Annotated in this window: 23 protein-coding genes, 7 pseudogenes and 1 riboswitch; of the genes and pseudogenes, 16 read left to right on the forward strand and 14 right to left on the reverse strand. The window is 61.2% G+C overall.

Translation table 11 applies throughout. From position 1 onward, the window contains the following. Positions 1-170: 170 nt before the first annotated feature. Positions 171-647: an Lrp/AsnC family transcriptional regulator gene (locus tag ACVWW3_RS37010; RefSeq protein ID WP_456651415.1), complete on the reverse strand. Its 477-nt coding sequence runs from the start codon at positions 645-647 to the stop codon at positions 171-173. A gap of 838 nt (positions 648-1,485) precedes the next feature. Here ACVWW3_RS37010 and tnpA point away from each other — a divergent pair. The 4 genes and pseudogenes from tnpA to ACVWW3_RS37030 all read left to right on the forward strand — a co-directional run bounded on the left by tnpA (position 1,486) and on the right by ACVWW3_RS37030 (position 4,539). Beyond that, positions 1,486-1,962 (forward strand): IS66-like element accessory protein TnpA, encoded by a 477-nt coding sequence (tnpA, locus tag ACVWW3_RS37015; protein WP_456672335.1) that lies wholly within the window; start codon positions 1,486-1,488, stop codon positions 1,960-1,962. Then, positions 1,959-2,310, forward strand: a pseudogene (tnpB, locus tag ACVWW3_RS37020) (IS66 family insertion sequence element accessory protein TnpB). Before tnpA ends, tnpB begins: the two are co-directional and overlap by 4 nt. A 50-nt stretch (positions 2,311-2,360) precedes the next feature. Beyond that, positions 2,361-3,919 (forward strand): annotated as a pseudogene (tnpC, locus tag ACVWW3_RS37025) (IS66 family transposase). Further along, the gene (locus ACVWW3_RS37030) at positions 3,916-4,539 is read left to right on the forward strand and encodes a UPF0149 family protein (protein ID WP_456651413.1); all 624 of its coding nucleotides are present in this window, start codon (positions 3,916-3,918) and stop codon (positions 4,537-4,539) included. The pseudogene tnpC and the gene ACVWW3_RS37030 overlap by 4 nt, the downstream one beginning before the upstream one ends. On the opposite strand, the gene ACVWW3_RS37035 is transcribed toward ACVWW3_RS37030, so the two are convergent. Both ACVWW3_RS37035 and ACVWW3_RS37040 read right to left on the reverse strand, forming a co-directional pair. Next, positions 4,521-5,447, reverse strand: a complete 927-nt coding sequence (locus ACVWW3_RS37035; RefSeq protein WP_456672336.1) for an FAD-dependent oxidoreductase — start codon at positions 5,445-5,447, stop codon at positions 4,521-4,523. The two genes, ACVWW3_RS37030 and ACVWW3_RS37035, sit on opposite strands and share 19 nt — an antisense overlap. Then, entirely contained in the window at positions 5,440-5,799 is a 360-nt protein-coding gene (locus tag ACVWW3_RS37040) for an FAD-dependent oxidoreductase (protein ID WP_456672337.1), read from the reverse strand. Before ACVWW3_RS37040 ends, ACVWW3_RS37035 begins: the two co-directional genes overlap by 8 nt. Before the next feature lie 153 nt (positions 5,800-5,952). Further along, positions 5,953-6,050: riboswitch (glycine riboswitch) on the reverse strand. A gap of 1,013 nt (positions 6,051-7,063) precedes the next feature. Between ACVWW3_RS37040 and ACVWW3_RS37045 the strand changes: the two genes are divergently transcribed. The 7 genes and pseudogenes from ACVWW3_RS37045 to ACVWW3_RS37075 all read left to right on the forward strand — a co-directional run bounded on the left by ACVWW3_RS37045 (position 7,064) and on the right by ACVWW3_RS37075 (position 12,215). Beyond that, the gene (locus tag ACVWW3_RS37045) at positions 7,064-7,669 is read left to right on the forward strand and encodes a hypothetical protein (RefSeq protein ID WP_456672471.1); all 606 of its coding nucleotides are present in this window, start codon (positions 7,064-7,066) and stop codon (positions 7,667-7,669) included. Further along, positions 7,569-7,895 (forward strand): D-aminoacyl-tRNA deacylase, encoded by a 327-nt coding sequence (locus ACVWW3_RS37050; RefSeq protein ID WP_456672338.1) that lies wholly within the window; start codon positions 7,569-7,571, stop codon positions 7,893-7,895. The genes ACVWW3_RS37045 and ACVWW3_RS37050 overlap by 101 nt, the downstream gene beginning before the upstream one ends. Then, positions 7,861-8,010 carry a hypothetical protein gene (locus ACVWW3_RS37055; protein WP_456672472.1) on the forward strand — a complete coding sequence of 50 codons (150 nt, stop codon included), beginning with the start codon at positions 7,861-7,863 and terminating at the stop codon, positions 8,008-8,010. The genes ACVWW3_RS37050 and ACVWW3_RS37055 overlap by 35 nt, the downstream gene beginning before the upstream one ends. Before the next feature lie 134 nt (positions 8,011-8,144). Continuing rightward, complete coding sequence (locus ACVWW3_RS37060) at positions 8,145-8,432, forward strand: aminopeptidase P family N-terminal domain-containing protein (protein WP_456672443.1); 288 nt, start codon at positions 8,145-8,147, stop codon at positions 8,430-8,432. A 131-nt stretch (positions 8,433-8,563) separates the two neighbouring features. Next, positions 8,564-9,762: pseudogene (locus ACVWW3_RS37065) on the forward strand (IS256 family transposase). A gap of 112 nt (positions 9,763-9,874) precedes the next feature. Then, complete coding sequence (locus ACVWW3_RS37070; protein ID WP_456651409.1) at positions 9,875-10,768, forward strand: M24 family metallopeptidase; 894 nt, start codon at positions 9,875-9,877, stop codon at positions 10,766-10,768. Between the two features lie 277 nt (positions 10,769-11,045). Beyond that, positions 11,046-12,215, forward strand: coding sequence for a M20 aminoacylase family protein (locus tag ACVWW3_RS37075; RefSeq protein ID WP_456651408.1), 1,170 nt, complete (start codon positions 11,046-11,048; stop codon positions 12,213-12,215). A gap of 266 nt (positions 12,216-12,481) precedes the next feature. Here ACVWW3_RS37075 and ACVWW3_RS37080 read toward each other — a convergent pair whose 3' ends face one another. The 4 genes and pseudogenes from ACVWW3_RS37080 to ACVWW3_RS37095 form a co-directional block, all read right to left on the reverse strand. Further along, a complete protein-coding gene (locus tag ACVWW3_RS37080) occupies positions 12,482-13,483 on the reverse strand; it encodes a hypothetical protein (RefSeq protein WP_456672339.1) in 1,002 nt (333 codons plus the stop codon). Further along, a complete protein-coding gene (locus tag ACVWW3_RS37085; protein WP_456672340.1) occupies positions 13,480-14,220 on the reverse strand; it encodes a hypothetical protein in 741 nt (246 codons plus the stop codon). Before ACVWW3_RS37085 ends, ACVWW3_RS37080 begins: the two co-directional genes overlap by 4 nt. A 138-nt stretch (positions 14,221-14,358) precedes the next feature. Further along, positions 14,359-15,550: pseudogene (locus tag ACVWW3_RS37090) on the reverse strand (ISL3 family transposase); the annotation flags it as partial. 227 nt (positions 15,551-15,777) lie between these two features. Then, positions 15,778-15,906: pseudogene (locus ACVWW3_RS37095) on the reverse strand (ATP-binding protein); the annotation flags it as partial. Between the two features lie 20 nt (positions 15,907-15,926). On the opposite strand from ACVWW3_RS37095, the gene ACVWW3_RS37100 reads away from it, so the two are divergent. The 3 genes from ACVWW3_RS37100 (at position 15,927) to ACVWW3_RS37110 (ending at position 18,508) form a co-directional block, all read left to right on the forward strand. Then, entirely contained in the window at positions 15,927-16,409 is a 483-nt protein-coding gene (locus ACVWW3_RS37100) for a hypothetical protein (RefSeq protein WP_456651406.1), read from the forward strand. Positions 16,410-16,626: 217 nt separating this feature from the next. Then, positions 16,627-18,105, forward strand: a complete 1,479-nt coding sequence (locus tag ACVWW3_RS37105) for a recombinase family protein (RefSeq protein WP_456672341.1) — start codon at positions 16,627-16,629, stop codon at positions 18,103-18,105. 43 nt (positions 18,106-18,148) lie between these two features. Next, positions 18,149-18,508, forward strand: a complete 360-nt coding sequence (locus ACVWW3_RS37110) for a hypothetical protein (RefSeq protein WP_456672342.1) — start codon at positions 18,149-18,151, stop codon at positions 18,506-18,508. Here ACVWW3_RS37110 and istB read toward each other — a convergent pair. The 4 genes from istB to ACVWW3_RS37130 all read right to left on the reverse strand — a co-directional run bounded on the left by istB (position 18,503) and on the right by ACVWW3_RS37130 (position 21,533). After that, entirely contained in the window at positions 18,503-19,126 is a 624-nt protein-coding gene (istB, locus tag ACVWW3_RS37115; protein ID WP_456651404.1) for an IS21-like element helper ATPase IstB, read from the reverse strand. The two genes, ACVWW3_RS37110 and istB, sit on opposite strands and share 6 nt — an antisense overlap. A 40-nt stretch (positions 19,127-19,166) precedes the next feature. After that, a complete protein-coding gene (gene istA / locus ACVWW3_RS37120) occupies positions 19,167-20,705 on the reverse strand; it encodes an IS21 family transposase (RefSeq protein ID WP_456651403.1) in 1,539 nt (512 codons plus the stop codon). Positions 20,706-20,877: 172 nt separating this feature from the next. Continuing rightward, positions 20,878-21,177: a hypothetical protein gene (locus tag ACVWW3_RS37125; protein WP_456651402.1), complete on the reverse strand. Its 300-nt coding sequence runs from the start codon at positions 21,175-21,177 to the stop codon at positions 20,878-20,880. Further along, positions 21,162-21,533, reverse strand: a complete 372-nt coding sequence (locus ACVWW3_RS37130; protein WP_456672473.1) for a hypothetical protein — start codon at positions 21,531-21,533, stop codon at positions 21,162-21,164. Before ACVWW3_RS37130 ends, ACVWW3_RS37125 begins: the two co-directional genes overlap by 16 nt. On the opposite strand from ACVWW3_RS37130, the pseudogene ACVWW3_RS37135 reads away from it, so the two are divergent. Beyond that, positions 21,417-22,222, forward strand: a pseudogene (locus ACVWW3_RS37135) (IS3 family transposase); the annotation flags it as partial. The gene ACVWW3_RS37130 and the pseudogene ACVWW3_RS37135 overlap by 117 nt on opposite strands. Here the strand turns inward: ACVWW3_RS37135 and ACVWW3_RS37140 are convergent. The 3 genes from ACVWW3_RS37140 to ACVWW3_RS37150 form a co-directional block, all read right to left on the reverse strand. Further along, positions 22,192-22,734 (reverse strand): recombinase, encoded by a 543-nt coding sequence (locus tag ACVWW3_RS37140; RefSeq protein WP_456651401.1) that lies wholly within the window; start codon positions 22,732-22,734, stop codon positions 22,192-22,194. The pseudogene ACVWW3_RS37135 and the gene ACVWW3_RS37140 sit on opposite strands and share 31 nt — an antisense overlap. A gap of 4 nt (positions 22,735-22,738) precedes the next feature. Further along, entirely contained in the window at positions 22,739-24,253 is a 1,515-nt protein-coding gene (locus ACVWW3_RS37145) for a recombinase family protein (RefSeq protein ID WP_456651400.1), read from the reverse strand. Between the two features lie 639 nt (positions 24,254-24,892). After that, positions 24,893-25,408, reverse strand: a complete 516-nt coding sequence (locus ACVWW3_RS37150) for an IS4/Tn5 family transposase DNA-binding protein (RefSeq protein ID WP_456672343.1) — start codon at positions 25,406-25,408, stop codon at positions 24,893-24,895. A gap of 100 nt (positions 25,409-25,508) precedes the next feature. On the opposite strand from ACVWW3_RS37150, the pseudogene ACVWW3_RS37155 reads away from it, so the two are divergent. Continuing rightward, positions 25,509-26,775, forward strand: a pseudogene (locus tag ACVWW3_RS37155) (IS256 family transposase). Positions 26,776-26,886 lie beyond the last annotated feature (111 nt).

Consider the following 26,886-nt stretch of genomic DNA (forward strand, 5'->3'; position numbering starts at 1 on the left):
AGCGCAACAAGCGCCACGAGTCCGAGTGAGACGCTGCTCAAGTCCTATGAATTGCACCTTGCACCCAAACATCATCTGCTCTCGATTCCTGTTGTAGCTCAGGCAGTGCGCTTTACCTTGCCTGCGATGATAAACAATAGCACGCAGATTTGCGTCGTAAGACAATCACTTCAATCCTCGGACGGAGCCTCGATTGGAATAGCGAAGCCGGCTTTTACCCGGTCCATTACAACCATGGTTTTGAAGCCTTTGATATCGGGGTTCTCACGGAAGAATCGTCGCGTGAACTGCTCATAGTCGTCCATGGTGCGTGCGGTAATGTATAGGACAAAGTCAGCATCACCTGTAACGTAAAACCCATTGACTACTTCAACTGATGATTTGATCGCCTTCTTGAATCTATCGATTATGTCCGAGCGCTCCCGCTCCAAGGTCACCAACACCAGCATCTGAATGGGTCTTCCTACCGCCTTCGCCGAGACGATCGAAACGTCGGCCTCAATGATGCCTGCCGAACGAAGCCTCTTAAGTCTGCGTTGACACGCGGTAGCAGAAAGCCCGGCCAGTTCGCCAATCGCCTCGGATGTCAGACGGTTATTCTTTTGCACGATCTCGAGGATGTGAGCGTCGATTCGGTCGTATGGCATAACCAGCTCCAGGCGTGAGAGGAAATCCTGCAAAGACTCCCCACTCTGCGCAGAAAAAACTCCCCATAGGGGGAGATCTCGTTGAAAAACATCATTGCGACATCAGTATCGTCGATCTACCGGCAATTTCAACAAATATGCAGCGCGCGTCGCAAAATTGGTCTCCAAAAGACGTACGTCCTGCTACTCAGCGAAGATTGCCGGCTGGGCGGCGAACGACCGTGGCGGTCGTCCGGCAGGGTCCGGTGCCGACATGACGTTGAGCTCGACTTCTTGTTTATGACGACGATTTCGAGGTCTCGGGATGGTTCTCTGCTCTGAGAGAAATACTAGCAGAGCAGCCCGCGAGCCGACTTTGCAGCGCGAGTCCTTTTTTGGCGATACTAAATCAAGCCTTGACGAACGCTACAGCATGGCGCCTTTTTACTTGGACGCAAAGCGCACCTTCAATGGGGGCCACAGCGTGCATTGACAGGAATTCGCGAAAACAACATAGGGTCATGCAGACACCCTCGTTAAACCGATGGTGATTGCGTTAGGCTGTTGAAAGCGACGGCGCCAAGTGGCTAATCCGGGGATTCGTTTGAAAAATTGATTTCGTGCGTCCAAGCCAGTCGTACGCCGGCCAGGCCTCACTTCTTCCCTGGGTACGCAAGATCCTGGCTGTGGCGCTCTGTCAAACAATGCGCTCCCGGTCTTAATGTGCCGGGAGCATGGTTTTGAAGAGCTGGAGAGCCCCGAGTATCAGGCCACGGATCGGCTCGGCCGTAACCGGCATGAGGCCCCCACCTCGCCATCGCGAGGATCGCCTGCGATACAGCCTGGCATGAGCTGATCGGTGGAGGTGAAGCGATGGCAAATGCCATGCTTGATGCCAGGCAGGAAGGTGACTCCTTATCGTCGCGTCGAGGTGATCACTGGGGAGCGCCGACGGCGACGGTGGACGGGCGAGGACAAGGCCCGGATCGTGGCGGAGAGCTTTGAGGAGGGTGCGAACATCTCCGAGGTGGCGCGGCGCAATGGCGTTTCCCGCGGGCTGCTCACGGTGTGGCGCCGCCAGGTTGCGGCGGCGGTGGCCGGCAAGGCGCCGAACTTCGTGCCGATCCAAATTGGCGCCGGAAGCGGTGGCGGGACAGCTGGCGAGTCCGAGCGTATTTCGCCGGCACAAACGACGCCTTTGGAGATCGCCGCGCGGCCGGCCAAGCCCTGCGGGGTGATCGAGATCGAGGTGAGTGGAGCGCGCATCCGCGTCGAGCCAGGCGTGGAGTTGGCGACGCTTTCGACGGTGCTGTCGGCGCTCCGGGGTATCCGGTGATTGCGCTACGGTCTGACCCTAAGGTGGTGCTGGCGACACAGCCGGTCGACTTCCGCAAGTCGGTGCACACGCTGTCGGCGCTGGTGAGCGAAGCGCTGCGCGCGAACCCGTATTGCGGCGACGTCTTCGTGTTTCGCAGCAAGCGCATGGACAGAGTGAAGCTTCTGGCGTGGGACGGCAGCGGCATGGTGCTGGTGACGAAGTGGCTGCACCAAGGGCGCTTCACCTGGCCACCGATCCGCGACGGCGTGATACATCTGAGTGCGACGCAGCTCGCGACTGCTCGACGGGCTCGAGTGGACGCGTGTGTCGCCGAAGCCTGTGAAGCAGCCGGCGCTCGTCGGATGACGCGTGTGGATTTCGCTGGAGGCTGTGGCGTGCGGATGTATCGTTTGATCATGGCGATTCGTCCCGACGCTCTCCCGACCGACACCGCAGCTCTGACCGAGATGGTGCTCGCGCTTGACGCCGAGAACGAGAAGCTACGTTGGCGATGCAGCGCTCAAGGAGATGATCTTCGGGAAGCGCTCGGAGTGACTTGCGGTGCTCGTGGACGAGCAGCTCGCGCTCGAGCTGGACGATCTGGAGACCGGCGGTCACACCAGCTGCGCCGGCCAACGACGATGCGGCTGCGACCAAGCCGGCTGGTAAGCCGCGCAAGAAGGCCCGCCGCAACATCGGCGCGCTGCCCAAGCACCTGCCACGCTGTGAGCAGGTGCTGGAGCCGGACGCGACAGCGTGCCCGTGTTGCGACGGCCGCCTGCATAAGATCGGCGAGGACGTCAGCGAGGTGCTGGACGTGATCCCGGCGATCCTGCGGGTGCTGCGCACGATCCGTCCCAAATACGCCTGCCGCGGCTGCACCGACGGCGTGGTGCAGGCGAAGGTGCTGCCGCGACTGATCGAGAGCGGCATGGCCTCAACGGCGCTGGTGACCCACGTGGTGGTGTCGAAGTTTGCTTGGTATCTGCCGCTGTATCGGCAGGTGCAGATTCTGGCCGGTCAGGGCCTTCATCTCGACCGCGCGACGCTGGCCGGCTGGGTGAAGCGTGCGGCCTGGTGGCTCAAGAGCCTCTATGAGCTCCAGCTGCGCACGATCCAGGCCTCGCCGCGCGTGTTCTGCGACGAGACGCCGATGCCGGTGCTCGATCCCGGACAACATCGCCCCCGCATCTGCCAGTTCTGGGCGCATGCCATGGATGACCGCCCGTGGGGCGGCCCCGCGCCGCCGGCGGTCGCCTACGTGTTCGCCGGCGGCCGCGGCACCGAGGAGATCGCCGGACAATTGACCGGCTTTTCCGGCATTCTCCAGGTGGATGGTTATGCCGCCTACAAGGCGCTCGCCCGCGGTCATGGCAGCGCGATCCAGCTCGCTTTCTGCCTCGCCCATGCCCGGCGCAAATTTGTCGAGGTCTACAAGACGACCCAGTCGCCATTCGCTCGCGAGGTGATCGAACGGTTGCAGGCGGTCTATGCCATCGAGGCCGAGATCCGCGGCAGCAGTGCCGAGCAGCGGCTTGCCGCCCGCCGCACCAGGACCGCACCACTGATGGCGGCGCTCAAGGCGCGGCTGACGGCAACGGTCGGCCAGCTCTTCTCCCAGTCGAAGCTGGCCGAGGCCATCAACTACGCGCTCAATCACTGGGACGGACTGACGCTGTTTCTTCGCGACGGCCGCGTCGAGGTCGATCCCAACACGGTCGAGCGTTCCATGCGCCCGATTGCAATGGGAAGACGCAACTCATTGTTCAGCGGCAGCGAAGGCGGCGCCGAGAGCTGGGCGATCCTGTCGTCGATCGTGAACACAGCAAAGCTTCATGAGCTCGATCTGCAGGCCTACTTGTCCGACGTGCTGGAGCGCATCGTGTCTGGGCGAACCAAGAGCCATCAGCTGCACGAGCTGCTCGCCTGGAACTGGAAGGCGGCCCGCGAGCGCATCGCACAAGCCGCCGCATGAGCCCGCGTCGCCATTCAGCATCGTCGTCGATGGCCGCAGCCGCGATGCCGCTTGCGGAGCTCGAGCGGTGGCTCCAGGTTCGTGTCGATCGGCACCCTGCCGCCACCAGTCTCCCCATGCTCGATGGCTACGTCGCCGCGATCGTGGCCGGACCGGTGTCGATCAGCCCGCTCGACTGGATCTGCCCGCTGCTCGCCATCGATGCCGATGCTTTCAACCACGGCGGCACTCCGGAGTTCGCAGCGATCTCCGCCGTCGCGCTGCGCCACAACGAGATCAGCCAGATCCTTTCGACCACGCCTAGCCAGTTCGAGCCGATGCACCGGCGCAAAGCCAATGGCGACGTCGATCCGCGACCCTGGTGCCAGGGATTCTATGCCGCAACGCGGCTCAGGCCGTCGGCGTGGGCGCCGTTGCTGGACGCCAGCAACGTCAATCATGGCCTGCTTCTGCCCATCCTGCTGCACTGTCGCGACGATCAGGGCCGGCCGTTGCTCGGACCGGCACGAAGCGGGCGCGAGACCAGGGATTTTCTGCGCAACGCCCACGCCGATCTTCCAGCGGCCGTCGAGGCCATGCGCCAATACTGGATGCCGATCCGCTACGCTCGCGCCCGCTGATCACCGCAGACGTGGGAGCTCATACCGGTTACGCTCGACCGAGCTTTACTGTCGTCTGTCGCAATGACGTCGGCAACCATCTCAGCTGTGATAGCGGATAATGTCCAGCCCAGATGACCGTGCCCGGTGTTGTAGAAAATATTCGGCCGTTTGCCTCGGCCGACCCTCGGCATCATGCTAGGTGTCATAGAACGCAGGCCCGCCCATGGCACCACTTGTGCGGTAGACACATTCGGGAGCGCTCGCTCTACCCAGCGTACCAAAGGCTTGATGCGGTCCCAGCGGATGTCGCGGTTCTCGCCATTGAACTCGGCGGTCCCTGCGACGCGGAAGCGATCTTCTCCCAACCGGCTGGTCACGATCTTGGTGGCCTCGTCGAGCAGGCTGACACGGGGCGCAGCCTTTTGGCTCGTTTTGTCCCGCAGCTCTACCGTGATGGAGTACCCCTTGACGGGATAAATGTTTACCTTGTCCCCCAGCATTGAAGCAATGCGGCGGCTGCCGACCCCAGCGCAGACCACTGCCCTTTCAGCTTTAAGTTCCTCCCTCAGAGGACCTTGTTGCCAGCGTACGACCACACCGTCTTGATCGGCTCGCATGTCGCAGATCTCCGCACCAAAGATAAAGCGCACACCCTTTCGTTCGCAAGCCGCAGCGAGACCACGCGTGGAACTTGTGAATGTCGCCGGTTGAATCAGAGGGGGTAAAGAAACCGCCGTAGTACTGAGCGCTGGCTCTATGGCGAGCATTTCGGAAGGCGTCACGGGGCGGCGATCCAATCCGCCCTGCAGCAGCAACTGATTTACCCGAGAAGCCGCGTCGAAATCTGCCTTACTCGAATATACGTGCAATATTCCTCGTCGCTCCAAGTCGAAGTCGATGCTCTCCCGGTCGGCAAGCTCAAACAAATATTGCCGCGCGGCGATCGCGAGCTTCGTCGTCTCGATCGTATTGCGGCGGTAGTGACGGATCTGACCTACGAACTCGGCGAGCCAAGAATACTTGTGAAAACTGGGGCTTGGGGTTCAGCAGCAATGGTGCGTTCTTGCGCAGCATCCATTTCACGCCTTTTACGATCGTTGCGAGACTATTCCAGACTTCGGCATTGCTTGCCGACAATTGGCCGCCATTTGCAAACGAAGTGTCCATTGCGGGATAACGTTGGCGATCAAAGATCGTGACCGAATAGCCGCGGCAGGCCAAGGCATAGGCAGTTGTAACTTCGGTGACACCAGATCCGATACTGATGATCGTGCTCATCGTATGCTCCAAGACAGGGATGAATGAACGGTGAAACGGCTTCCGCCACAACTCCGTCCCCAAATCTGTCCGTGCACCTGAAGCTTTCTCCGCTATCCTGATAGACAACGGTCCCCTTCGGTGGGTACCAACCGGCACCTCTCTCCAGATCGTCCTCGGTGTGCAGTCCTGGGCCTGAGAGTTTCCTTGGGGAGTTGCTCCGTCGGCGGCGATGGGCCTGTCGGCCCACCGCACTCTCCCGCACACCATCGTCAGGCGTCACGACACTTTCAGACGTGCGGCCTACACGTCAAGAGAGCTCACGAACCACGCGACAATCACACCGCATCGGAGTCGCTGGGAGAACGCTCTTTCGCCACTAAGATCAGCCGGATGAAGCCGCTGATGCCGATTGTAGCCGCGCGGGATGTCGCCGCTTTTCAGCACAATAGCCCGCTAGTCGCAGCAATGCTGCAAGCTCATCCAAAAAAACGCACGACGAGAGCACAAAAGCCGGTCTAATGTCCGGGCAGCGACGATGACGTAGCGCCTCTCAAAGCCGCGCGTCTCATGCAATTTGGTGTCAAGAATTCGCTGTATCTGGGCTTACGATTATCCCGCCGGTCTCACGCGGCGTTGATGGTCCCAGCCAGAACGCCAGCATTCAGGTAAAGCAGCAGTGAAGTGCCGCCGGGCCCGTCCGCAATTTGAGGACTCTCAGTCTTGCGTTCGAAATGACCTTGAAGGCCGATTGTGCGCTGCTCATCGCATCTGAATGCGTGAACACCGCTATCAGTGCTCCTCGAAATGTGTCTGGATGATTCCCGGCACGCACCCTGATGATCCATCCCCGGCCAACTGGTCAGCGTCGAGCTTGATGCCGAACTCGTCGCCCTGGCTGCGAGGTCTGCAAACGTGATCCGGTCACTCCGTCCGACGGGTGGTTCTTAGGCCCTATGGAGACGATGATGCTGCTTCCGGTCAGCGGTGCATTTGATTTGCGATCAGCGCACTATGAATTCGACCCTTGTCATCGCTTCGGCAGATAAGTGCAGTCCTTCCCGGCTGACGCGGGTTCCGACCGCAGCTCCGTCGAAGGCTTCGGCCGACCACGAACGTCACCTTGTGCCCGGCGCCGTGTTGAAGCGCGCTGAGGCACGCCTTGGTGGGTCTCTTGAGGCCGGGCGCCCGACTTTCTTCAGTGCGCTGCTCTTGGAACTCGGGAGCCGCGCTCGGGGCCGACTCGTACGCTCTCAATCCCGAGTGAAATTGAAGGAGGGAGGCAGTGAGACGTGCCGTCTTTATCTTTTGCGTTGACCGCGAAAAAGATCCGGTGGCGGGTCACGTTCTGAACGCCATCATGACCGGATCCACCGTTGTTTCGACGGGGCTCGGGATTGATGGACATCCGGTGCTCGAGGTCCCGCGCCTGCGCGACACTATCGTTTCGATCGTACGCACTAACGAGGTCGTAAGTAACGATTATGCCCGCTACGCACCACTCTTCAATGAGCGGTTCGGTGACGCCGATGTCATCGGCATAGTGAATTGGCACGAGGGTGCCAATGCGCCAAACGCCATTTTCTCGGTTCAAACGACTGGCGACCTGGCTACGGGGACTTTCAGCAAAGTTGACCCCCGAATTACTCGAGGGCTGCTTCTTGCCATTGAGGCCGAGCGCGTAACCTCTGATATTCATAACTTTCGCACCTACTTAGAGGCGACTCACTGGTCAGGCGTCAAAGCCGGTTATGCTGGGACCTGTCTCGCGGACTTGAGGCCCTTCTGCAATGGACATCGAGATCGGAAGCCCGCCAGACGATTGGGCAAATCTCCTTGCCGCCCGAGTGCTGGCGAGAGCTCTTCTGCATACGTCCGATCGGATGGATGAACCTGTGCGTGCCGTCCTCTGTGTCGGCGGCGTCCACTTTGAACCAAGCTTCACAACCGCGGTGTTGCAGTCATTCGACAACCTCCCGATAGCAGCTAGTCACGTCCTGCCCAATCATTGGCTGGTGTCTGGCGGCTATGATCACGAAAGTCGATTGATCAATCTAAGAGCGTGCGTGGATTCATTCAATCGTGGGCGGAATTCAAGCCATCGTGTACCACGATAAGCTCAAAGCGCCCTACAAGGCCGATGCGCGCTTGCTTGCCGAGGAACTTGGCGTCCCAATGCTTTCGCATAAACAGCGACGCACGGCTTTGAAGGCCAAGGATCTTGCCGAATGATCACGCGGGGGCGCGAGTCGTCGAAGTCGGCGTGCTGCACAGCGAGCTTGTTGAACTTGCCCGTTGGCGCCCGCGCGGTGCATTTTTAGGAGAAACGCCATGAATGCTCTCTAGGTTCTGGTTCCATCAGAACGATTCCTTACGCTCCCTTTCCGCGGGCCGAATACGAAGATCGGGTCGAACAAGCCCGGCGTTCGATGAGAGAACATGCCATTGACGCGCTTCTGGTAACCTCCGAACACAATTTACGATATTTTGTCGGCGAGCCTAGCACGACGCCGCAGCAGACAACTCGGCCCCGCTTTCTTCTTATTCTCTCGTCCGATGAGGCTGTTGCAGTCGTTCCAGAGGGAATCGATCAGTTTTATAAGGAGACGACCTGGGTAAAACGGCTTCTGGTCGTGTCCCCGGTGGTGGTGTAGCTCGGTAGAGCAAAGCCGCCCGGACGCGCGCCCCCAATTGCGCCGTAGCGGGCGGGCGGCTTTGCGGTGGTCACCGGCAGTTCTCCGGCAGGATCGGGTTGCGACACGCCAACGCAACCGAGGAGCCACCGATGACCGACGACATGATGAACCTGCGCACGCTGGTAGAGAAGACCCCCGACGCCGATCTGCTGCGCGAGATGATCGGCTTTGCCGCCCAGCGTCTGATGGAGCTGGAAGTGGGAGGCCAGACCGGGGCGGCCTATGGCGAGAAGAATCCCGAACGCCTGGCCCAGCGCAACGGTTACCGCGACCGGATCTGGGAGACCCGTGCCGGCGCCGTCGAGCTGCGCATCCCCAAGCTGCGCAAGGGCTCCTACTTCCCGGGTTTCCTGGAGCCGCGCCGGATGGCCGAGAAGGCGCTCACCGCCGTGGTGCAGGAAGCCTACGTGCAGGGCGTCTCGACCCGTTCGGTGGACGATCTGGTGCAGGCGATGGGCATGACCGGCATCTCCAAGAGCCAGGTCAGCCGGCTGTGCGGCGAGATCGACGACAAGGTGAAGGCGTTCCTTGGCCGTCCGATCGAGGGCGACTGGCCCTATCTGTGGATCGACGGACCTATGTGAAGGTGCGCCAGAATGGCCGCATCGTGTCGGTCGCGGTGATCGTCGCGGTCGGCGTCAACAGCGACGGCCGCCGCGAAGTTCTCGGCATGGATATCGGCCCGTCAGAGGCCGAGACGTTCTGGACGGCGTTCCTGCGCAAGCTCGCCCGCCGCCGCCTGCGCGGCGTCAAGCTGGTCGTGTCCGACGCCCACGAGGGCATCAAGGCCACCGTGGCCAAGGTACTCAACGCCAGTTGGCAGCGCTGCCGCGTTCACTTCATGCGTAATGCGCTGGCGCATGCCGGCAAGAGTGGCCGCCGTGTCGTCTCCGCCTTCATCGCCACCGCGTTCGCCCAGGACGATGCGGACGCCGCACGAACGCAATGGCGCAAGGTCTCCGATCAGCTCCGCCCCAAGCTGCCGAAGTTGGCATGCTTCCTCGACGAAGCCGAGACCGACGTCCTCTCCTATATGACCTTCTCGCCGCAGCACCGGACCAAGCTGCACTCCACCAACCCGATCGAGCGCCTCAATGGCGAGATCAAGCGACGAACCGAGGTGGTCGGCATCTTCCCCAACGAGGATGCCATCGTCCGCCTCATCGGCGCGATCCTCCTCGAGCAAAACGATGAATGGGCGGTCCAACGCGCTCGCTACATGACACTGGAAACCATCGCGCCGTTGAGCGATGATCCGAGCGTCAGCCTCACGGCTATCGCCAGCTGACCGGCCCGGCCCTTGCCGCCGAACGCGGTGATCCACCGCCAGCTACCCCACGCCAAGGGACACGATCACGCTGTGCCGGAGCTGGCCCAGTCCGAATCCAAAGGATGAGGGGGTGTCGGCCCTCGCCGGAGCATTGTGCGAACTATTACCGGAGCATGCGAAAATCGGCATAGAGCTTGGCGCCGAAAGCAGACTTGGCTTCCCTACGGGAGATTTCTTACGTGTTGCGGCAGCGATCAAACCTCGGATATTTGTAGATGCATCGGATCCGATTTTCACTCCGTTGCGGATGATCAAATCTCCATTAGAGGTCGACCGAATTCGAACTGTATGTAAGCTTGTCTCGGAAGCATTTGACAACCTGGCGCCAAAGCTGCGTTTGGGTATGACGGAACGGGAGGCGTGTCGGGTCTTCGAGCTCGAATGCTTCAATCGCGGAGTCGAAAAGACGGCTAAGATAGTGGGTGTTTCTGGCCGCGGCGGTTATACACGCCCCTACGGTGTTCCGAGCGACAAAGTTCTCTCGGATGGTGACCTGCTGTTTATTGATGCCGGCTGCCTATTTGACTTTTATTGGAGCGACTTCGATCGACATTTTGCTTTCGGCGCGCCTGATCGGCACACCCAAGATGCCTATCAAATCGTTTGGGGCGCCACTGAAGCGGGAATCGCCGCCGTTAAACCAGGTACTCCGATCTGCAATGTATGGCGCGCAATGTCAGATGTCCTAAATGGCTCAAACAATCGCGGTAAGGCCACGAACATCGGACGAATGGGACATTCGATGGGTTTATGGATGCCGGAGTTGCCCTCGGTGCAGCCTGCTGACAAGACGATCCTAAGACCAGGCATGATCATCAACATTGAACCAAGCACCTCATACCCGTCATATTTTGACGGATCGCCGAAGTTGATGCTGCACGAAGAGGTCGTCGTCGTGACCGACTCTGGGGCCCAACTGCTCACTTCTCGGGCTTCTCGAACAATACCGGTTGTCGCGAACTAAGAGAACGCTAGCACCCCAAATGTGCGGGATCGGGCGAAGAGCATGCTGAGTTTTCGCCTAACCTTGAGAAGTGTTCCATAATTTTCGATGGATAGAGGCTGCCTCGCCGTGTCTCGTTCACGTGTTCCGGCGAGACCTCAATGTCCAGTCAGACGCAAAGCTGGGAGGGCATGTGGCTGACAGCAACAGAAGGTGCTCGAAGAGGCCCGAAAGCATGGCGCATCCGCCGGGCTTCTACAGTGCCGTATCGTATTGAACTCACAAATTGAGGTCTGACATGCACGGCGTGGACACTTTCCGAGATCTGCAACGAGAGGCAACCGAGTGGCGTCGCTACCTTCATGAAAATCCTGAGCTGGATTATCGGCTGCATAACACGGCTGGGTTCGTGACCGAGAAGCTGGCTTCCTTCGGTATCAATCATATTGAGACGGAGATAGCTGAAACCGGTATCGTTGCATTGATCCAGGGGAGGGGCGGAGACGGACCCACCATCGCGCTAAGGGCGGACATGGACGCCTTGCCGATCCTCGAGGCCTCAAGCAAGCCCTGGTCGTCGAAAGCACCCGGTAAAATGCACGCGTGCGGTCACGATGGTCATACCGCCATGTTGTTGGGTGCCGCGAAATACCTTGCCAGCACGCGCAACTTTAAAGGCTGCGTTGCTTTGATCTTTCAGCCTGCGGAAGAAGTCGAACTTCCGTCTGGCGGCCTAAGAATGGTTCAGGAAGGAATCATGGATCGTTTCAGCATCTCCAAAATCTTTGGGATGCACAACGCGCCGGGCACCGAGGTTGGCAAATTCAGCATTTGCGGCGGGCCTATCATGGCGTCGCAGGACGATTTCGACATTATCGTAAAGGGCCGGGACGGCCATGCGGCTAAGCCGCATGAGACCATCGATCCAGTCGTGATTGCCGCACAGATCATTGTCGGCATACAAACTCTCGTTTCACGCAAAATCAATCCAATCGATTCGCTCGTGATCTCCGTGACGAAGTTGAATGCTGCCAATGCTTACAACATCATCGCTGATCAGGTCGAAATGGCTGGCACGGTCAGAACCCACGTCCCTGACTTGAGAGACTTCGCCGAACGCCAGATCATGGCAGCCGCCCAGGGCATCGCGAGCGCATTTGGCGCAGATATCGACTTCAAGTACCGTCGGTCGGTCCCGGTGACCTTCAATCACATCCAGGAGACTAATTTGGCGATCAGGGCGGCACGCAGTCTCGTCGGGTCCGGTTCCGTTGACGAGAGCATTAAACCCCGCATGGGGGCGGAGGATTTCGCTTACATGCTTGAGGCGCGGCCAGGCGCTCTGATTTTCATTGGAAACGGACCGACCGCTGGTGTGCACAACCCGGCATATGATTTTAACGACGAAGCTTTGCCGTATGGCATCGGCTATTGGGTGAACTTGGTTGAGACATTGGTAGGCGTCTGAAGCGTCGGCGGGAGGAGCACGTACGATCCCAATGTTCACTCGCTGCACGGCCCAGCCGCTAAGCCGCTCGTGCTGACTTGCGATGGTCGTCGGCATTGCCGCAGGCAATGGCAAACTGCGGGAGATTGCCAGAAGACCTGTCGCTTCCACCCCACGAGCTGTCCGATGAGCTGATATGCGCCTGCTGGATCGCGAATCCCTAGCAATGACCATGCGGCGCGAGAAGCGCTCCGGCCGCTGCCCGGTTTAGCTCAGCAGGTACGCTGTCAATCGGCGTTGGACTGGGACCCCCGTATTGCCGCATCTGCGAATGTTACCCTGACGGCGCCATTGCACTGGTCGATGCGACCTCGGCTGATCGGCCGCGCCAAGTGGCTTTTTCCGGCTTGCTCGACGAGAGGGGCTGTGGGCGGGTCGGGCCCTACATAGCCCGAGCCGTCCACAACCCCGGGCAATGGGGCAGCAGTGGTGGCCTCGCCGAGCGGCTCCTCCGCGACCAACTGCTCGGCCGTCTTCCGTCTAAGCGCCCTCAGCAGACGCTGCACGATCGAATGCTGTCTTGTCCCGAACTCCTCGGGGTGTTTCTCGCTGAGCCGGCCGACGATGGCGAGTGCAGTTAGCTGCGGTTGCGTAGCGAGCCAGCCCTCGATCGCAGCAATATGCGGGTCGAGCTTGGACGGCATGCGAACCCTGGTTTTATACGGTCGACGGGTGCGCCGGTGCGTGGCACGCGGCTCGCCGGTCGTCGTCGTCTTGCCGAGCGTCTTCACAAAAGAGGCTGCGGTCGCTGGCGCGGTGCTCGTGCTGGCGGGTTGCAGGCCGCGCGCCTGTCCGGCACGACGATCGACGCGATCGCCGAGTTCGTCCTGGGTTGCGCGAATCTCGGCCAACAGCGCGACCGGATCGAGCGAGCGATACTGATCGCGCAGCCGTTTCTTCACGGCCGCGCTCACTTTTGGACGCGCCAATGCACGCTCATAGGGCGTCGATGGGGGGTGATAGCGCTTGATCACTTTAGCCCCTTCGCGGCGCTTCTCCTTTAGCTTGAACGACGGCTGGAAGAAGTTGACGTAAAGCCGTGCCGCCGCATAGAGGCGGCCCATCGCGCGCGCCGTCTCGAGGCCATCGAAGCGGCCGTAGCCCATCAGGCGACGCACAACGGCACCATTCTTCTGCTCGACAAACGCCTGATCGTTCTTCTTGTAGGCGCGCGAGCGTGTGACTTCGAGCTTCTGTTCGCGACACCATGGCACGACGACATCGTTCATGAAGGCACTGTCATTGTCGAAGTCCACCCCGCGCAACAACCAGGGGAAAGGAATAGGCTCTGTGCCCGATTGATCGCCTCGAGGACGAGCGAACCTTCCCGCGTCAACAGCGGCAGGCACTCCGTCCAGCCAGTGGCGACATCGACCATCGTCAGGGTCTGGATGAACGAGCCAGCCACCGACGTGCCGCCATGGGCTACCATGTCGACCTCGCAGAAGCCGGGCAGCGGGCTGTTCCAGTCATTGAACGTGCGGATCGGGACCTCGCGCCGGATTGCCGAATAGAATCCGGCACGGCGCCGCCTGCCGCCGCTCGCCGCGATCTTCACGTCGACGAGCAGGCGATCGATGGTTGCGGCGCTGATGGCCAGAACACAATCACGGTCCGCCTGGCCAAGCCGCAATCGGCCATGTTGCTCGAGCGCCGGCAGCAAGGTCGGGACCATCACCTTGAGCCGCTTGCCGCACACCCGATCCGACGCCTCCCACAGCGCCGTCATCGCGTCCTTGATCGTCGCACCATATCTACGCTTGCGCTCTTGCGGTGCCTCGACCTCGCTCGACCCAACCGTCGCGCGTCGCCGGAGTGCGCGCACCGCATGCTTGCGATGCCAGCCCGTCGTCGCGCACAGCTCGTCGAGGATCCGCCCCTTCTCCGCCCGTGTGGCCGACCGGTAACGCTCCATCACCGCCGACATCACTTCGCGCCGCGCGCCCATACTGATCTTTCCCGCCATAGAGGCCACCGAAGCAATTTGGTGGCGCCGCTGCAGTCATCGGCGAGAAGTTGTCCAGTAACATTCTGCGTGAGGCAATGCGCCCCCGATCGGCATCCAAAGGGGGCTCTGACGCATATTCGATGATCGTGTTTGTTTTTATGGCGCGCCAATCAGCCTAGCCTGAAGGAGATCGAGCTTAGCGCGCCCGTACATTTGCCGTTTGACCAGCTTGAGCTTGGTGATCTGAGCTTCCACTTGGCCGTTGGCCCATGGTTGCGTGATAGCCGCGTGCACCGCGCCCTTATCGTTGGCAATGCCATTCGCGAACGAGCCGATGAGGCTCTGCTTGGATTCATCTATCCAAGGTTCGAGCTCGATGTCGACCCTCTTTCGGATCATCGCGTGGAAGCGGCCAACGAGAGCGTGGGCATCGGCCAGCATAGGAACGCTTTGTTCAATAGCGGAAACCGTGACGGTCTCGGCCTTGGTTAGGTGGTCGCGCTTCGTCGTCATCAACTGCGCTGTCGTCCTGGCGGCGGGGACCTTCTGCAATTGTTGACGGCTGATAGTCTCGGCGCGTCGGCGTCGCGTGGCCCATTCCGCCACCACGCGCAGCGATCCCTTAAAGCCTTGCTCTCTCAAACGGCGCCAGAGTTTGGCACCGTTGCGACAGGGTGCTTTGACGGGTGCGGAACATATCCGTACCGCCGCCGCGACTAATTTGGCGAACCAGATTGCGACTATGTCCTGTGCGGCGGATGATCTCCTTGAGCGGCACACCGTCGCTGACAAGAGCCGCAATTGCGGCATGGCTGTCCTGGCGCCGCAGATAGCCCTGATAGCGAAGCTTTTCCGCACAGGTCAGCAGTTTAGGATCGATCGTCGTCGCCCCGATTGCGGTTCGGATTTTGCTCATGGAGCGGCTCACCGCATCAAGGAAGGCCGCGCTCGCGTTTTCCATCAGATGCCAGCGGTCGGCGACCTGGATGGCGTTCGAGAGCGCCTTGGCTGCTGCCTCGCCATATCCACCACCGCGATCTCCCGACACAATGTTGATGCCCGGGTGCTTCGACAGCCACGCCTGAACGGTCGCCGTTTCCCGGTCGGGCAGCAAGGCAACGATCCGCCGACGCTCCAAATCGCACACGATGGTCCCGTACCGACGGTTTCTCCGGAACGCCCAGTCATCGATACCCACAACAAGCAATGGATCAGTCGGCATCGCCGTCCACCGGCGAACCACCCGCAGCAAGGTATCGTTGCTAACAGGCAGCATGAGCCGCTTGGCGAGGCTTGCTGCCGGCCGGCCGCTGCGCATTCCAGGGATGGTGATCAGGCGTTCCAGGCGATGGTGATCACGGATTCCAGATGATGGCGATCACTGGAGACGAACACGACTGGCGAGTTTATTTGTGCTGGAAGCGGCCTCCTCGTCAAGGCTGGCGGATTGGTTCGAAGATCGTTCTGGCGGTCCATGGGAGGGCCCCGTGCGCGGCGCGGAGTGCCCCCACGAGCGACGTAGCGGCGCGCGCGGGAGGGGTCTGTGGTCCGGCGGGACGATCGTGCGCGAGGTGTTCACGGCTTTTTCTGTTCGCCGGCTTGACGCCGCAGACTGTCGCCCTTGAGCTCGATGCGATGAGCATTGTGAATGATGCGATCCAATATCGCATCGCCGAGGGTGGGGTCACCGAACACGTCAGAGTACCCCGATTCTCGAGCGGCTCGTGTCTCACGTCACGATCACCGACCCGCATCATTTTCTTTTTGGGCACCGGGTTGAGGTGCTGAAGGAGCGGCCGGGGCGCGGTCCCGCGTACGTCGTTGTCGCGCTGCCGGACGGCCGGCCGCGGGCGGTTCGGATCGCGTCGACGGATCTTGCCGAGACGACAACTTCCGGCCCGAACGCCGCCGATCTGCCGCACATCAGCGCACGTATGTTGATCCCATTGATGCAACATTTGAGCGCGAGTCTGAGCCTTCTCGACGAGAAGGTGATTCGCGATGACCCACCAACCGCTTCCAGGTCGCGTTGCGTATCGACCCCTGCCGACGTTGGCAACTTCACCTGGCCGTCCGGCCGACATTCCGCGCCTGTGGCCGAATCTGTCGACCACGACGCAAACCCAGATCGCTCAAATCCTCGCCGCGCTGCTGCGGCGAATGCAAGCGGTTCCCGGCACGCCCGGAAGGAGACTGGGTCGTGCTAATCAGCTTGAACGTCGCTGACGAGCGGCTCACGACTGCGCACCGAGCGAAGTTGGCCTATGTCTACGTGCGGCAGTCATCCATGAACCAGGTGCGTCAGCACCAGGAGAGCACGGAGCTGCAGTACCGCCTCGTCGATCGCGCGCCATCGGTCTGGGCTGGCCGCCGGAGCGCGTCCAGGTCATTGACGAGGATCTGGGCAAATCCAGTGCTGGCGGTGTGGATCGTCATGGTTTCCAGAAGCTCATTGCCGAGATCGGCCTTGGCAACGCCGGTCTCGTGGTGAGCCTCGACGCTTCTCGCTTTGCCCGCAACAACCGGGACTGGCATCAGCTTCTCGAGCTGTGCTCGGTGTTCGGCGTGCTCATTGCGGATGGCGAGCGGCTTTACGATCCGCGCGCCTACCACGACCGCCTGCTGTTGGGCTTGTCCGGCATCATGAGCGAGGCGGAGTTGCATCAGCTTCGAATGCGCCTTCACCAAGGGGAATGCCAGAAGGCGGCGCGCGGCGAACTGCGGCTGCCCCTGCCCGCCGGGCTCGCCTATGATCGAGCGGGCACAATTATTCTCAATCCCGATGAGGAGGTGCAGGCCCGTCTTCATCTCGTGTTCGCCAAATTTCGGGAACTGCAGAGCGCTCGCCGTGTGATGCGTTACTTGGACAGGAACGGATTGTCCTTGCCGGTTCGACAGCTGCTTGGCCCATCTCCACATGAGATCGTCTGGCGGGCGCCAGATAGTGCACGCGTCCTTAGCGTCCTTCAAAATCCGGCCTATGCTGGGGCGTACGTTTATGGCCGACGGCAAAAGGATCCGAGCCGATGCCGGCCGGGATCACTGACGGGAACGGTCAAGGTGGCGATCGGGGATTGGGTGGTTTGCCTCCACGCCGCTCACCCAGGGTATATCAGCTGGGAGGAGTTCATGGCCAACCAGGGGCGACTGGCAGATAACGTCTTCCGCTATGAGGCAGGACATTCTGGCGTACCGCGCAAGGGGGCAGCCTTGTTACAAGGAATTGCGATCTGCGGCCGTTGCGGACGGCGCATGAGCATGCGCTACACTGGCCCGAATGCCGACTATCCGGTCTATTGCTGCCGCTCGGATCGGGACCAGCAAGGCAGTGCACTGTGTCAGGAAGTCCGGGCCTTGGCGGTTGACGCGCTGGTCGAGCGGGTGGTCCTCGATGCCCTAGTGCCGGATCAGATTGAGATCGCGCTCGCGGCGGCGGGCCAACTGGAGCAGGAGAGCCGTCAGCTCGAGCGCCAGTGGGCGCTTCGCGTGGAGCGCGCCCGCTACGAGGCCGAGCGCGCTCGGCGTCAGTATGACGCCATAGAACCCGAGAACCGTCTTGTGGCGCGCTCACTTGAGCGGGCTTGGGAAGAGAAGCTGCGTGTCGTCGAGGCGGTCGAGCAGCAGCATGCGCGTTGGCGCGTCCAAGAGCCGCTTCTGATTGGCCCGGCGGAACGCGCCGGGCTACAAGCGCTCGGCGAGAATCTGCCCAGGATTTGGAATGCGGCCACCACGTCGGCAGCCGATCTCAAGCGTATTCTGCGATTTGTCATCCGCGAAGTGGTTCTTGATCAGAAGCGGACCCGAGGTCAAGTGTGGCTCAAGATTGTCTGGCAGACCGGCGCAACCACGCGAGCATCACGTACAACGGCGCGTTCACACCTACCGCGATTACACCGACATTGATCGGTTGCGGCGACGAATCGTCGAGTTGAATGCTGAACACAAAATGGATGGCGAGATCGCGGCGATACTCAATCAGGAAGGCTTCGTCGCGGCCCGAGGCTGCGCCTTCAAAGGCGAGAACGTCTGGGTATTACGTACCCGCTGGGGCATTCCCACCGTCAAAATCAACGGCATGGAGATGAACCCAATGCGCTGGCCCGACGGGAGCTTCTCGATTCAGGGCGCGGCGACTGAGCTTGGAGTAACCCCGCAGAGGGTGTTCGATTATCTCGCGCGCGGGTTGCTGGCAGGTCATCAATTGGCCAGGGGCCAGCCATGGCAGATCGAGCTCTTAGACAAACAAATTACTCAGCTTCGCAACCGGGTACGACGCACCAAGCGTTCCAAGAAGGAGGCATCATGAAGTCATCGGCTCGGCAATGACATCATGCCATTGCGACACGGGCACCTGACTCGTGATCAACAACGATCCCTTATCGTAACGATCGTCGACGATCTCGAGCAGATCACGGCGCTGGTCGGCGGTGAGCGGTTCGGGTCCCCAGTCATCAAGGATGAGCAGGTTGACGCGCTCGAGGGCTGCGATCAGGCGCGCCAGACGGCCTTCGCCACGCGCCTGCGCGAGATCTGCGAACAGGCGGGGTGCCCGCTTGTAGAGGACGGAAAAGCCGTCGCGGCAGGCCTTGTTGCCGAGCGCACAAGCAAGCCAGGACTTGCCTGTGCCGGTTAGGGCGACGATGACCAGGTGATTGGCATCGCGGATCCATTGGCAGGTGCCGAGGTTCTGGAAGAGCGAACGGTCGAGACCACGGGCGGTACGATAGTCGACGTTCTCGATGGTGGCGGCTTGACGGAGCTTGGCGCTCGTCAAGCGACGCGTGATGCGACGATTGTCGCGGGCGGTGACCTCTCGATCGACGAGGAGACCGAGCCAATCGGCGTTCGGCATCCCGGCTGCCTCGGGATCGTTCTGCAGTTCAGTGAGGCCATCGGCCATGGCGACGAGGCCGATGGCGCGCAAGCGATCGACGGTGGGGTGAACGAGCATGCTGATCTCCTGATCAATTGTAGTAACTGCGGCCGCGGATGTTGGCGTGGAAGAGAATGGGCGTCTCGTCGGTGGGCGGAGCGGTCCTGTCGGTGCCGTTCTTGAGGATGGCGGCGACCGATTTGTACGAACGGGCGTTGAGTAGAAGGGCACGGGCGCAGGCTGCGTCGACGCGCTCCTGGCCGTAGCGCTTGACCAACCCGAGAATGCCGATGGCGGAGCGGAAGCCCTGTTCCGGATGCGGTCGCGACCGCAGGATGACGTCGATCAGGGTGTCGACGTCGGGGCCGACCTTGGCGGCTTCGCAACGAATACGCTCATGGGTCCGGTCGCGATAACGACGATGCGAGCTCGGCATATGCTCGGCAATCGTCGTCGGGCGATGCGGCAGGGTGCTGCGCAGATGCGACGCCACCCGCTTGCCGCGCAGGAAAATCGCGACGGTCTTTTGGGTGACGCGGGTCTCGACCTCTTGACGCACGAGGTTGTGAGGGACGCTGTAGTAATGCTTGGCGATCTCGATGTGATAATCGAGGTTGACCCGGCAGCGCTTCCACTCGGCATACTGGTACGGTTCATCCGGCAAGGGAGTGAGCGCCAGACGATCGAGCTCTTCGAACAGGTCGCGCCGACTTCGTCCCCAACTCCGGAGAGGTCGGTCGTTCAACTCGACCAGGAGCGCGTGGATCGCCTCGTTGAGGGCGGCGAGCGAAAAGAAGCGGCGGTTGCGCAAGCGCGCCAGGATCCATCGTCCGACGATTTGGACCCCGACTTCGACCTTGGCTTTGTCGCGTGGACGATACGGTCGCGCTGGGACGATGGCGGTGCGGTAATGGCGGGCGAGATCGGCATAGGTCCGGTTGACCATCGGTTCGTGAAAGCAGGCCCGGGTGATGCCAGCCTTCAGATTGTCGCTCACCGTCTGCCGGGCCACGCCGCAGAAATAAGCAAATGCCCGGACATGTGAGGCGATCCAGTCCGGCAGGCTTTGGCTAAGGCTGGCCTCGGCGTAGGTGTAGTTCGAGGCGCCGAGCACGGCGACGAAGATCTGCGCGCTCCGTACCTCGCCGCTGAGCCCGTCAACCACCTCCATGGTATGGCCGGAATAGTCGACGAACAGCTTCTCGCCGGCGACATGGACCTGGCGCAGGGTCGGCTTGAGGCGGCCGGTCCACTCCTTGTAGCGTTCGCAGAACCACGCATAGCTGAAGCTGTCGGAGTTTGCGTCGCAATACTCCTCCCACAACAGCATCAGCGTGACGTTCGGGCGCCGCAGCTCGCGATGCACGAGCGCCCAGTCTGGATGCGGACGCTCGTCGCTGTGCCGATCAGACGGCGGCGGAAACAGGCGGTTCTCGAGCTGGACGTCGTCATCCAGCTCCGGTGGCAGCGGCCAGGTCAGACCGGCGCGGCGAGCTCGGTTGAGGTACTTGCTGACCGTGCCCTGGGCCAAGCCGAGGCTGCGGGCAACGGCGCGTTGCGACATGCCGACGCTGTCGTGTAGGCGTAGAACTTCACGGATGTGGCGCATGGACAGTCTCTCGGTCGGCATCTCGATCCTCTGCGGTTAGGCAAAAGACCAAGCTACCAGGGTTGCGGACTGTCAGCGGCGCGCGCCTCCTAATTGCCCCGATCGCGATCACTGGAAATACCGATCACGATCCGCTGGAAACGGTGATCACGATGCTCTGGAATGGGTGATCACGATGACCTGGAATCCATGATCACGATCGACTGGAACATGCAATCCAGAACACCCGCCAACTCAGGATGCAAAAGAGCGAGATCAGGTTGGTCAGACGCTGGGCGGTCCTGAGCTTCGACTCCTCAGCTTTGCAGCCCGATTTGAGGATCTTGTGGAACACCTCGATCTTCCATCTCAAACCATGTTCGAGCTTCTCAATGGCGTCGGTGCGGGAACCAACAGGCAGGTCGGTGATCAGCTTCCAATCGATCTTCTTTCTTTTTTTCGACGTCCCGCGCTCTTCGGCATGGATCACCGTCAGGGTCAGAGCGGGAAGCACTTCTGCTTTCCGACCGGCGGAAGGACGCGAATTTTGCGATACCTGATCTCAAGAACGGCCTGGTCGGGATCGCCGTTACTGTCTCTGACTTCGATGCGATGGAGCCCTTTGACGGCGACCTCGTCCATTTCGTCGGCGATCGTGTGATCCCCGTTTCCAGCCAAGCGGTCAACGCAGGTCCTGATCAGGAAATGAGTTCCGATCTCCTGTGCTGCGCAGAAAAGCTCGTAAATGTCACTCTCGCGATCACCAGGCAGGCGGAAGTTTTGAAGATCAGCCGCGGCAGCGTTTATTATCTGCCGCGCCCGGTGTCGTCCGCCGACCTCGCGATCATGCGGCATCTGGACCAGCTGCACCTGGAGCTCCCCTTCGCCGCGGTTCGCGCATGTTGCGAGGCCTGCTGGCTGCCGAGGGGTGCAAGATCGGCCGCCGGCATGTGAAGACGCTGATGCGACGGACGGGGATAGAGGCGCTCTATCGCCGTCCGCGCACCACCAAGCCCGAACCGGGCCACAAGATCTATCCGTATCTGCTGCGCGGTCTGGCGATCGAGCGGGCCAATCAGGTGTGGGCGATGGATATCACCTACATCCCGATGGCACGTGGCTTCGTCTATCTCGCCGTGGTGCTCGACTGGGCGACCCGCCGGGTTCTGTCGTGGCGGCTGTCGATCACCATGGAGGCGGCGTTCTGCGTCGAGACGCTGGAGGACGCGATGGTCCGTCACGGCAAGCCGGAGATCTCAGCGCAATGCCGAAGGCATTGTCGCGACAACACCGACCAGGGCAGCCAGTTCACTGGGGCGGCCTTCACCGGCGTCCTCGCCAGCCACGACATCGCGATCAGCATGGACGGCAAGGGTGCCTGGCGGGACAACGTCTTCGTCGAGCGGCTATGGCGCAGCGTAGAATACGAGGAGGTCTATCTGCGAGCCTACGAAACCGTCGGCGAGGCGCGACATTCGATCGGCCGGTATCTCGACTTCTACAACCGCGCATCAGAACACCCATCTGTCTATGTTGTTGAAGAGAAAAGACTTTGCTGATTGGGATTCGATCCCGTGGGGTATCTTGGGTTCTGTCGCGCTCGTTCGGCGATAGATCGAGCAGCAGTTGTTATCAGCGAGCTGCGGGCGAAGATCCAAGGACCATCCGACAGCGGATGGATGGCTTCGATTTCACCGGCTTCAGCGGCCAGCCGGAGCGTCTTGGGCGCGATCTTCAGGAGCTTTGCGGCGTTGCTAAGGTTGAGCCAGGGTTCGATCCCGTCATCGGCGGGCTTGAACACCGGGTGGTGGTAGCTCGAGCGCATTGATGTGACGCGCTCGCGGGTCCAGCGATTGCCGTTGCCTGTCTTGAGGCCGTTTCGGTTGAGGAGGCCGGCAATCAGATCGTCGCTGGCGATCAGCACCAGTTGACGCACGGCTTGGATAATATCGGCGGAAGTGCTGTTGCGCTGTCCGCGCCGGCGCTTGGGCAAGCGCAACTCGCTGTGGGCACCACCCACCCAGTGGACGATGAGAACGATCTCGGAAGCCGCGTCGTCGATATCGGCCACGACCTCATGGACGAGGGTGCGTACAATGCGCTTCTTGAGGCGAGCACCCGTCGTCGGCGCATCCCAGACCGTTTTGAGCCAGTACGCTGAGCGAAGCTGGATCAGCAATGGGCGCGGACGTCACTGCATCATGCATGGCGATCTTGCCCTCGACCTCCGCCACGTGAGCGAGCGCCCTGTTCCAGCGCGCTTCCAGCTCACTCGTCACCAGCCGGTTCGCGGGGTCAGCGGCATCGTACTGCCGGAAAGCCCGGTCGGCGGCATAGCGCGCCGCCTCGAGGCCGCGATTGAGCGCATCGCGCACCTGATCGCGGCGTTCCCTGGCTCCCTTGGCGGCAGCGGTTGCAGCGGCGATAGCGCCTGGGCCGACAACGCCAAGCAGTGCTTCCTCGATTGCATCATCGACGCGCAATCCGCCGAAGGCGATGCAGTGAGCGCCGCCATTGTCCATCCAGGCGCGGCTGCAGCTGTAGCGCGGGATATGGCGCTTCATGCCTGAGTACCGGAGTGTGAGCTTGCGGCCGCAGCGCTTGCACCGGATCAGACCGGCCAGCAGCGCGTCTCCATGCTTGGGCGCGCCGTGATGCCGACCAGTGGGAACGTTGCTGCTGACCATCGCGCGGATCGCCTCGAACCTCTCCCAGCTCACATACCCGTCGTGGGTATTAGGCTTCAACGTCAACCATTCGTTCCGCGTCTTGCGGCGGATCTTCACGCTCACGCCCCCGGCGGTGTATCCCGCCGCCACAGCCGTCTTACCATAGGCATAGGCGCCGCCGTAGACCGGGTTCTCAATGATCCGGCGGATGGCGGAGTAACTCGGTCGCCGCCAGGCTGTGTCGCCGTTGGACTGCTTCACTGGTAGATCGAGATTGTACTCGTGGAGCCAGCAGAGCGCCTGTCGCGCGCTGCCCAGTTCCTCGACCTTGTCGAACACCAGCTGGATCGCTTCCTGGACGCGCTGATCCGGATCTTTCTCATAGCGGTCGCCGGCCTTCACGAAGCCGACGGGCGCCGCCACAACCAACTCGCCCCGGCGCGCCTTCTCGTAGCGGGCCGAGAGCGAGCGTTGGCGCAACAGATCCAGTTCGTACTCGTTGAGGCTGCCCTTGAGCCCGAGCAGCAGGCGGTCGTTGCCGTGCCTTGGCGCATAGATAGTCTCCTGATCGACCAGAACGGTATCGACCACGCGGCACATCTCGATGAGTTGCTGCCAATCCCGGCTGTTGCGGGCGAAGCGCGAGACCTCGCGGGCGCAAACCGCACCAACCTTACCGAGGCAAACCTCCGCTACCATTCGCTCGAAACCGGCGCGTTGTACCCCGCCGGCGGCTGAGCGACCGAGATCATCATCGATCACTTCAATCTCTGACCACCCGAGCGCCGTCAGCCGGTCCCGCATGGCGTATTGCAACGCGCTGCTCTCGCGATTGTGCAATACCTGATGTGCCGAGGATTGACGCACGTAAAGAATCGCCTTGCGCTCCAGACGATGAGGCCTGACCTTGTCAGAGATCATGACCGACCTCCTTCGCGGGCGGCGTCGCTGTCATCGCAGCATGGTCGTCAACTGCGTCATCAGGCTTGTGAGGGCCGCCCGAGCTTCCGCCGGCAGCTCCAGCCATGCTGGTGCGCCGATGGCGCCGTTCGAAAGGCCGCTCCCGAACAGATCCATCTGCTGCCGCGGCCGCGGTTGTCGATTGTGTCGGTATCCGCTCCCTGGCATTGCCGTCTGCCGTGACATGAGTCGCTCCCCGATTCTGGCCGTGAGAGCCTCTGGATGCGCCAGAAAGCGGGGCAGCTGATGGCGTTCGATCCTTCAACGCTAGATCGAGAAGCGCAGAAAGCGCCGCAAGCGCGTCGATGCTGACAAGCGGCTGAGCTGTCAGAAACCCGGCGTCATGGCATGCCGTCCGGTCGAACATCCATGCTGGTACTTCAAGCCAACGGTCTGCTTGCGACCGTCCAGGGTGCAGCGAAAAACGACATCGTCGGCCTTGTCGATGGCCCCATGAACGCAAACTCGGCGCCCAAACCAAGGATGATGCCGATAAAGAACCTCGCGAAGAACGGTCCTGTGGGCGTTCTCAAACGTCGTTGTACAACGCACGAAGGCCCCATTCGAGCCTTGACGACATGCCCCCGGATCAAGCCTACTTCAACCTTCCGCCGCTCCTCGCGGCGGCCGAACCTCGGCAGAGGCTCCACTTATCGACGCGGAAAGTCTGTTCAGACAAGCGGGACCAGCTCTTGTAACCGCGAGGCTCGAATGCATCAGGATGCCGCAAACCTTGTGCGATCTGAGGCGACCCGCCTTATCCCGCCCACTGTTTATGCTCTTGGTGATGCCGATCGCTTTTGGCGTCTCGCGTTGATAGCTGAACTCGGTTGTATCGTGCAGCACAAGAACGAGACCTTCAGTGGCGGCGGCACGATCACGTGTCGATTGAAAATGGTCGGCCAGAATGTCCGCTTCGCTGACCCGGTCATTAGAGAGGAAGCGGTAGGCTGCCTTGATATTCGCCCAATCCTGGCAGACGAGCGGAATGCTTTGTCCCATGGCGCTTCCAATCTGCATGAGCAGCTTGCGTAATCTATCGCCAAGCCGCGCGTCCCTAAACTCGCATCCACTACTCTCTCGATCAATCCAACATTCACCTTGCAAGGACCGCAAACAGAGCTATGCAGGAAAGTGGGTGATGACGGAATAAGATAGGCGGCGTATCGAGGCGGGTGTCGAGCCTGCCAGAACCTCTCAAGGAGAGCGATACGCCATGAACGAGACTAGCAACATTGTCCCGCTTCGTCAGCCCGGCGAGATCGATGATCCACTGACCAATATCCTGCGAGCTGGTGCGCGGCAGCTTCTGGCGCAGGCCGTGGAGATCGAAGTCGAGACGTTTCTTGCCACGGTGAAGGATTTGAAGCTGGCCGACGGGCGCGCCCGTGTCGTGCGACATGGTTACGGCCCGGCGCGAACGATTGCGACCGGCATCGGACCGGTCGAGGTCGCGCGGGCGAAGATTCGGGACCGCGGGGCGGCCGGCGATAGCGAGCGGATCCGGTTCAGCTCGGCAATCCTGCCGCTGTGGGCGCGGCGCACCCGGAGCCTGGATGCGCTGTTGCCGGTGCTGTACCTGCGCGGCATCTCGACCGGTGATTTCCAGGAGGCGCTGACGGCCTTGCTGGGCAAGGACGCGCCGAACCTGTCGCCGGCGGTCATCTCCCGGCTGACGGCCGAGTGGCAGGGCGAGTATGAGCGCTGGCAGGCGCGATCTGTCGGCGCGACGCTATGTGTATGTGTGGGCCGATGGCGTCTTCCTGCAGGCGCGCATGGAAGACCACGGCGAATGCATGCTGGCGCTGATCGGCGCGACGCCGGAAGGCAAGAAGGAACTGATTGGCTTTCAGGTCGGCGTCCGGGAGAGCGCGCAGAGCTGGCGTGAGCTCCTGATCGACGTGAAGCAGCGCGGGTTGCAGATCGCCCCGGAAATTGCCGTTGGCGACGGCGCGCTCGGCTTCTGGAAGGCGCTCGACGAGGTCTTTCCCGGCACACGGCACCAGCGCTGCTGGGTGCACAAGACCGTAAACGTCCTGGACAAGGTCCCGCTCTCGGTCCAGGCCAACATGAAGAAGGACCTGCGCGAAGTCTACTGGGCGCCGAACCGGGCGGCCGCCGAAGCGGCGATCGGCGCCTTCGCCGAGAAATACCGCGCCAAGTACGGCCGAGCGGTCGAATGCCTCGCCAAGGACCGCGACGCGTTGCTGGCCTTCTATGATTTCCCTGCCGAGCATTGGGATCACTTGCGCACGACCAACCCGATCGAAAGCGTGTTCGCGACCGTGCGGCACAGAACGGTGCGAACCAAGGGTTCGTTGTCGCCAATCACCGCCAAGCTGATGGTGTTCAAGCTGGTCATCGCGGCATCAAGGACCTGGCGGCGGCTCAAAGGCACAAATCAGTTGCCGAAGGTGATCGCAGGTGTCAGATTCAACGACGGCATCGAGGTCATCCACATGCCGGCAAACCACGCCGCCTGATCACCTCGTCACCCAAAATCCCGCATAGCTCCCGCAAACAGCCCTTTGCCGATCGCTCCCTTAATGTCAGTCCCATAGAGCACCCCAGCGCGAATCAGGTGCTCACAAAGA

Source organism: Bradyrhizobium sp. LM2.9, assembly GCF_054056555.1.

Bases quoted from the DNA above. Each gene is read 5' to 3' on its own strand.
- ACVWW3_RS37010 (WP_456651415.1), bottom strand. From the start codon at position 647: ATGCCATACGACCGAATCGACGCTCACATCCTCGAGATCGTGCAAAAG.
- ACVWW3_RS37030 (WP_456651413.1), top strand. From the start codon at position 3,916: ATGAGCCCGCGTCGCCATTCAGCATCGTCGTCGATGGCCGCAGCCGCG.
- ACVWW3_RS37040 (WP_456672337.1), bottom strand. From the start codon at position 5,799: ATGAGCACGATCATCAGTATCGGATCTGGTGTCACCGAAGTTACAACT.
- ACVWW3_RS37050 (WP_456672338.1), top strand. From the start codon at position 7,569: ATGGACATCGAGATCGGAAGCCCGCCAGACGATTGGGCAAATCTCCTT.
- ACVWW3_RS37075 (WP_456651408.1), top strand. From the start codon at position 11,046: ATGCACGGCGTGGACACTTTCCGAGATCTGCAACGAGAGGCAACCGAG.
- ACVWW3_RS37080 (WP_456672339.1), bottom strand. From the start codon at position 13,483: ATGAACGATGTCGTCGTGCCATGGTGTCGCGAACAGAAGCTCGAAGTC.
- ACVWW3_RS37085 (WP_456672340.1), bottom strand. From the start codon at position 14,220: ATGGCGGGAAAGATCAGTATGGGCGCGCGGCGCGAAGTGATGTCGGCG.
- ACVWW3_RS37110 (WP_456672342.1), top strand. From the start codon at position 18,149: ATGGATGGCGAGATCGCGGCGATACTCAATCAGGAAGGCTTCGTCGCG.
- istA (WP_456651403.1), bottom strand. From the start codon at position 20,705: ATGCCGACCGAGAGACTGTCCATGCGCCACATCCGTGAAGTTCTACGC.
- ACVWW3_RS37145 (WP_456651400.1), bottom strand. From the start codon at position 24,253: ATGATCTCTGACAAGGTCAGGCCTCATCGTCTGGAGCGCAAGGCGATT.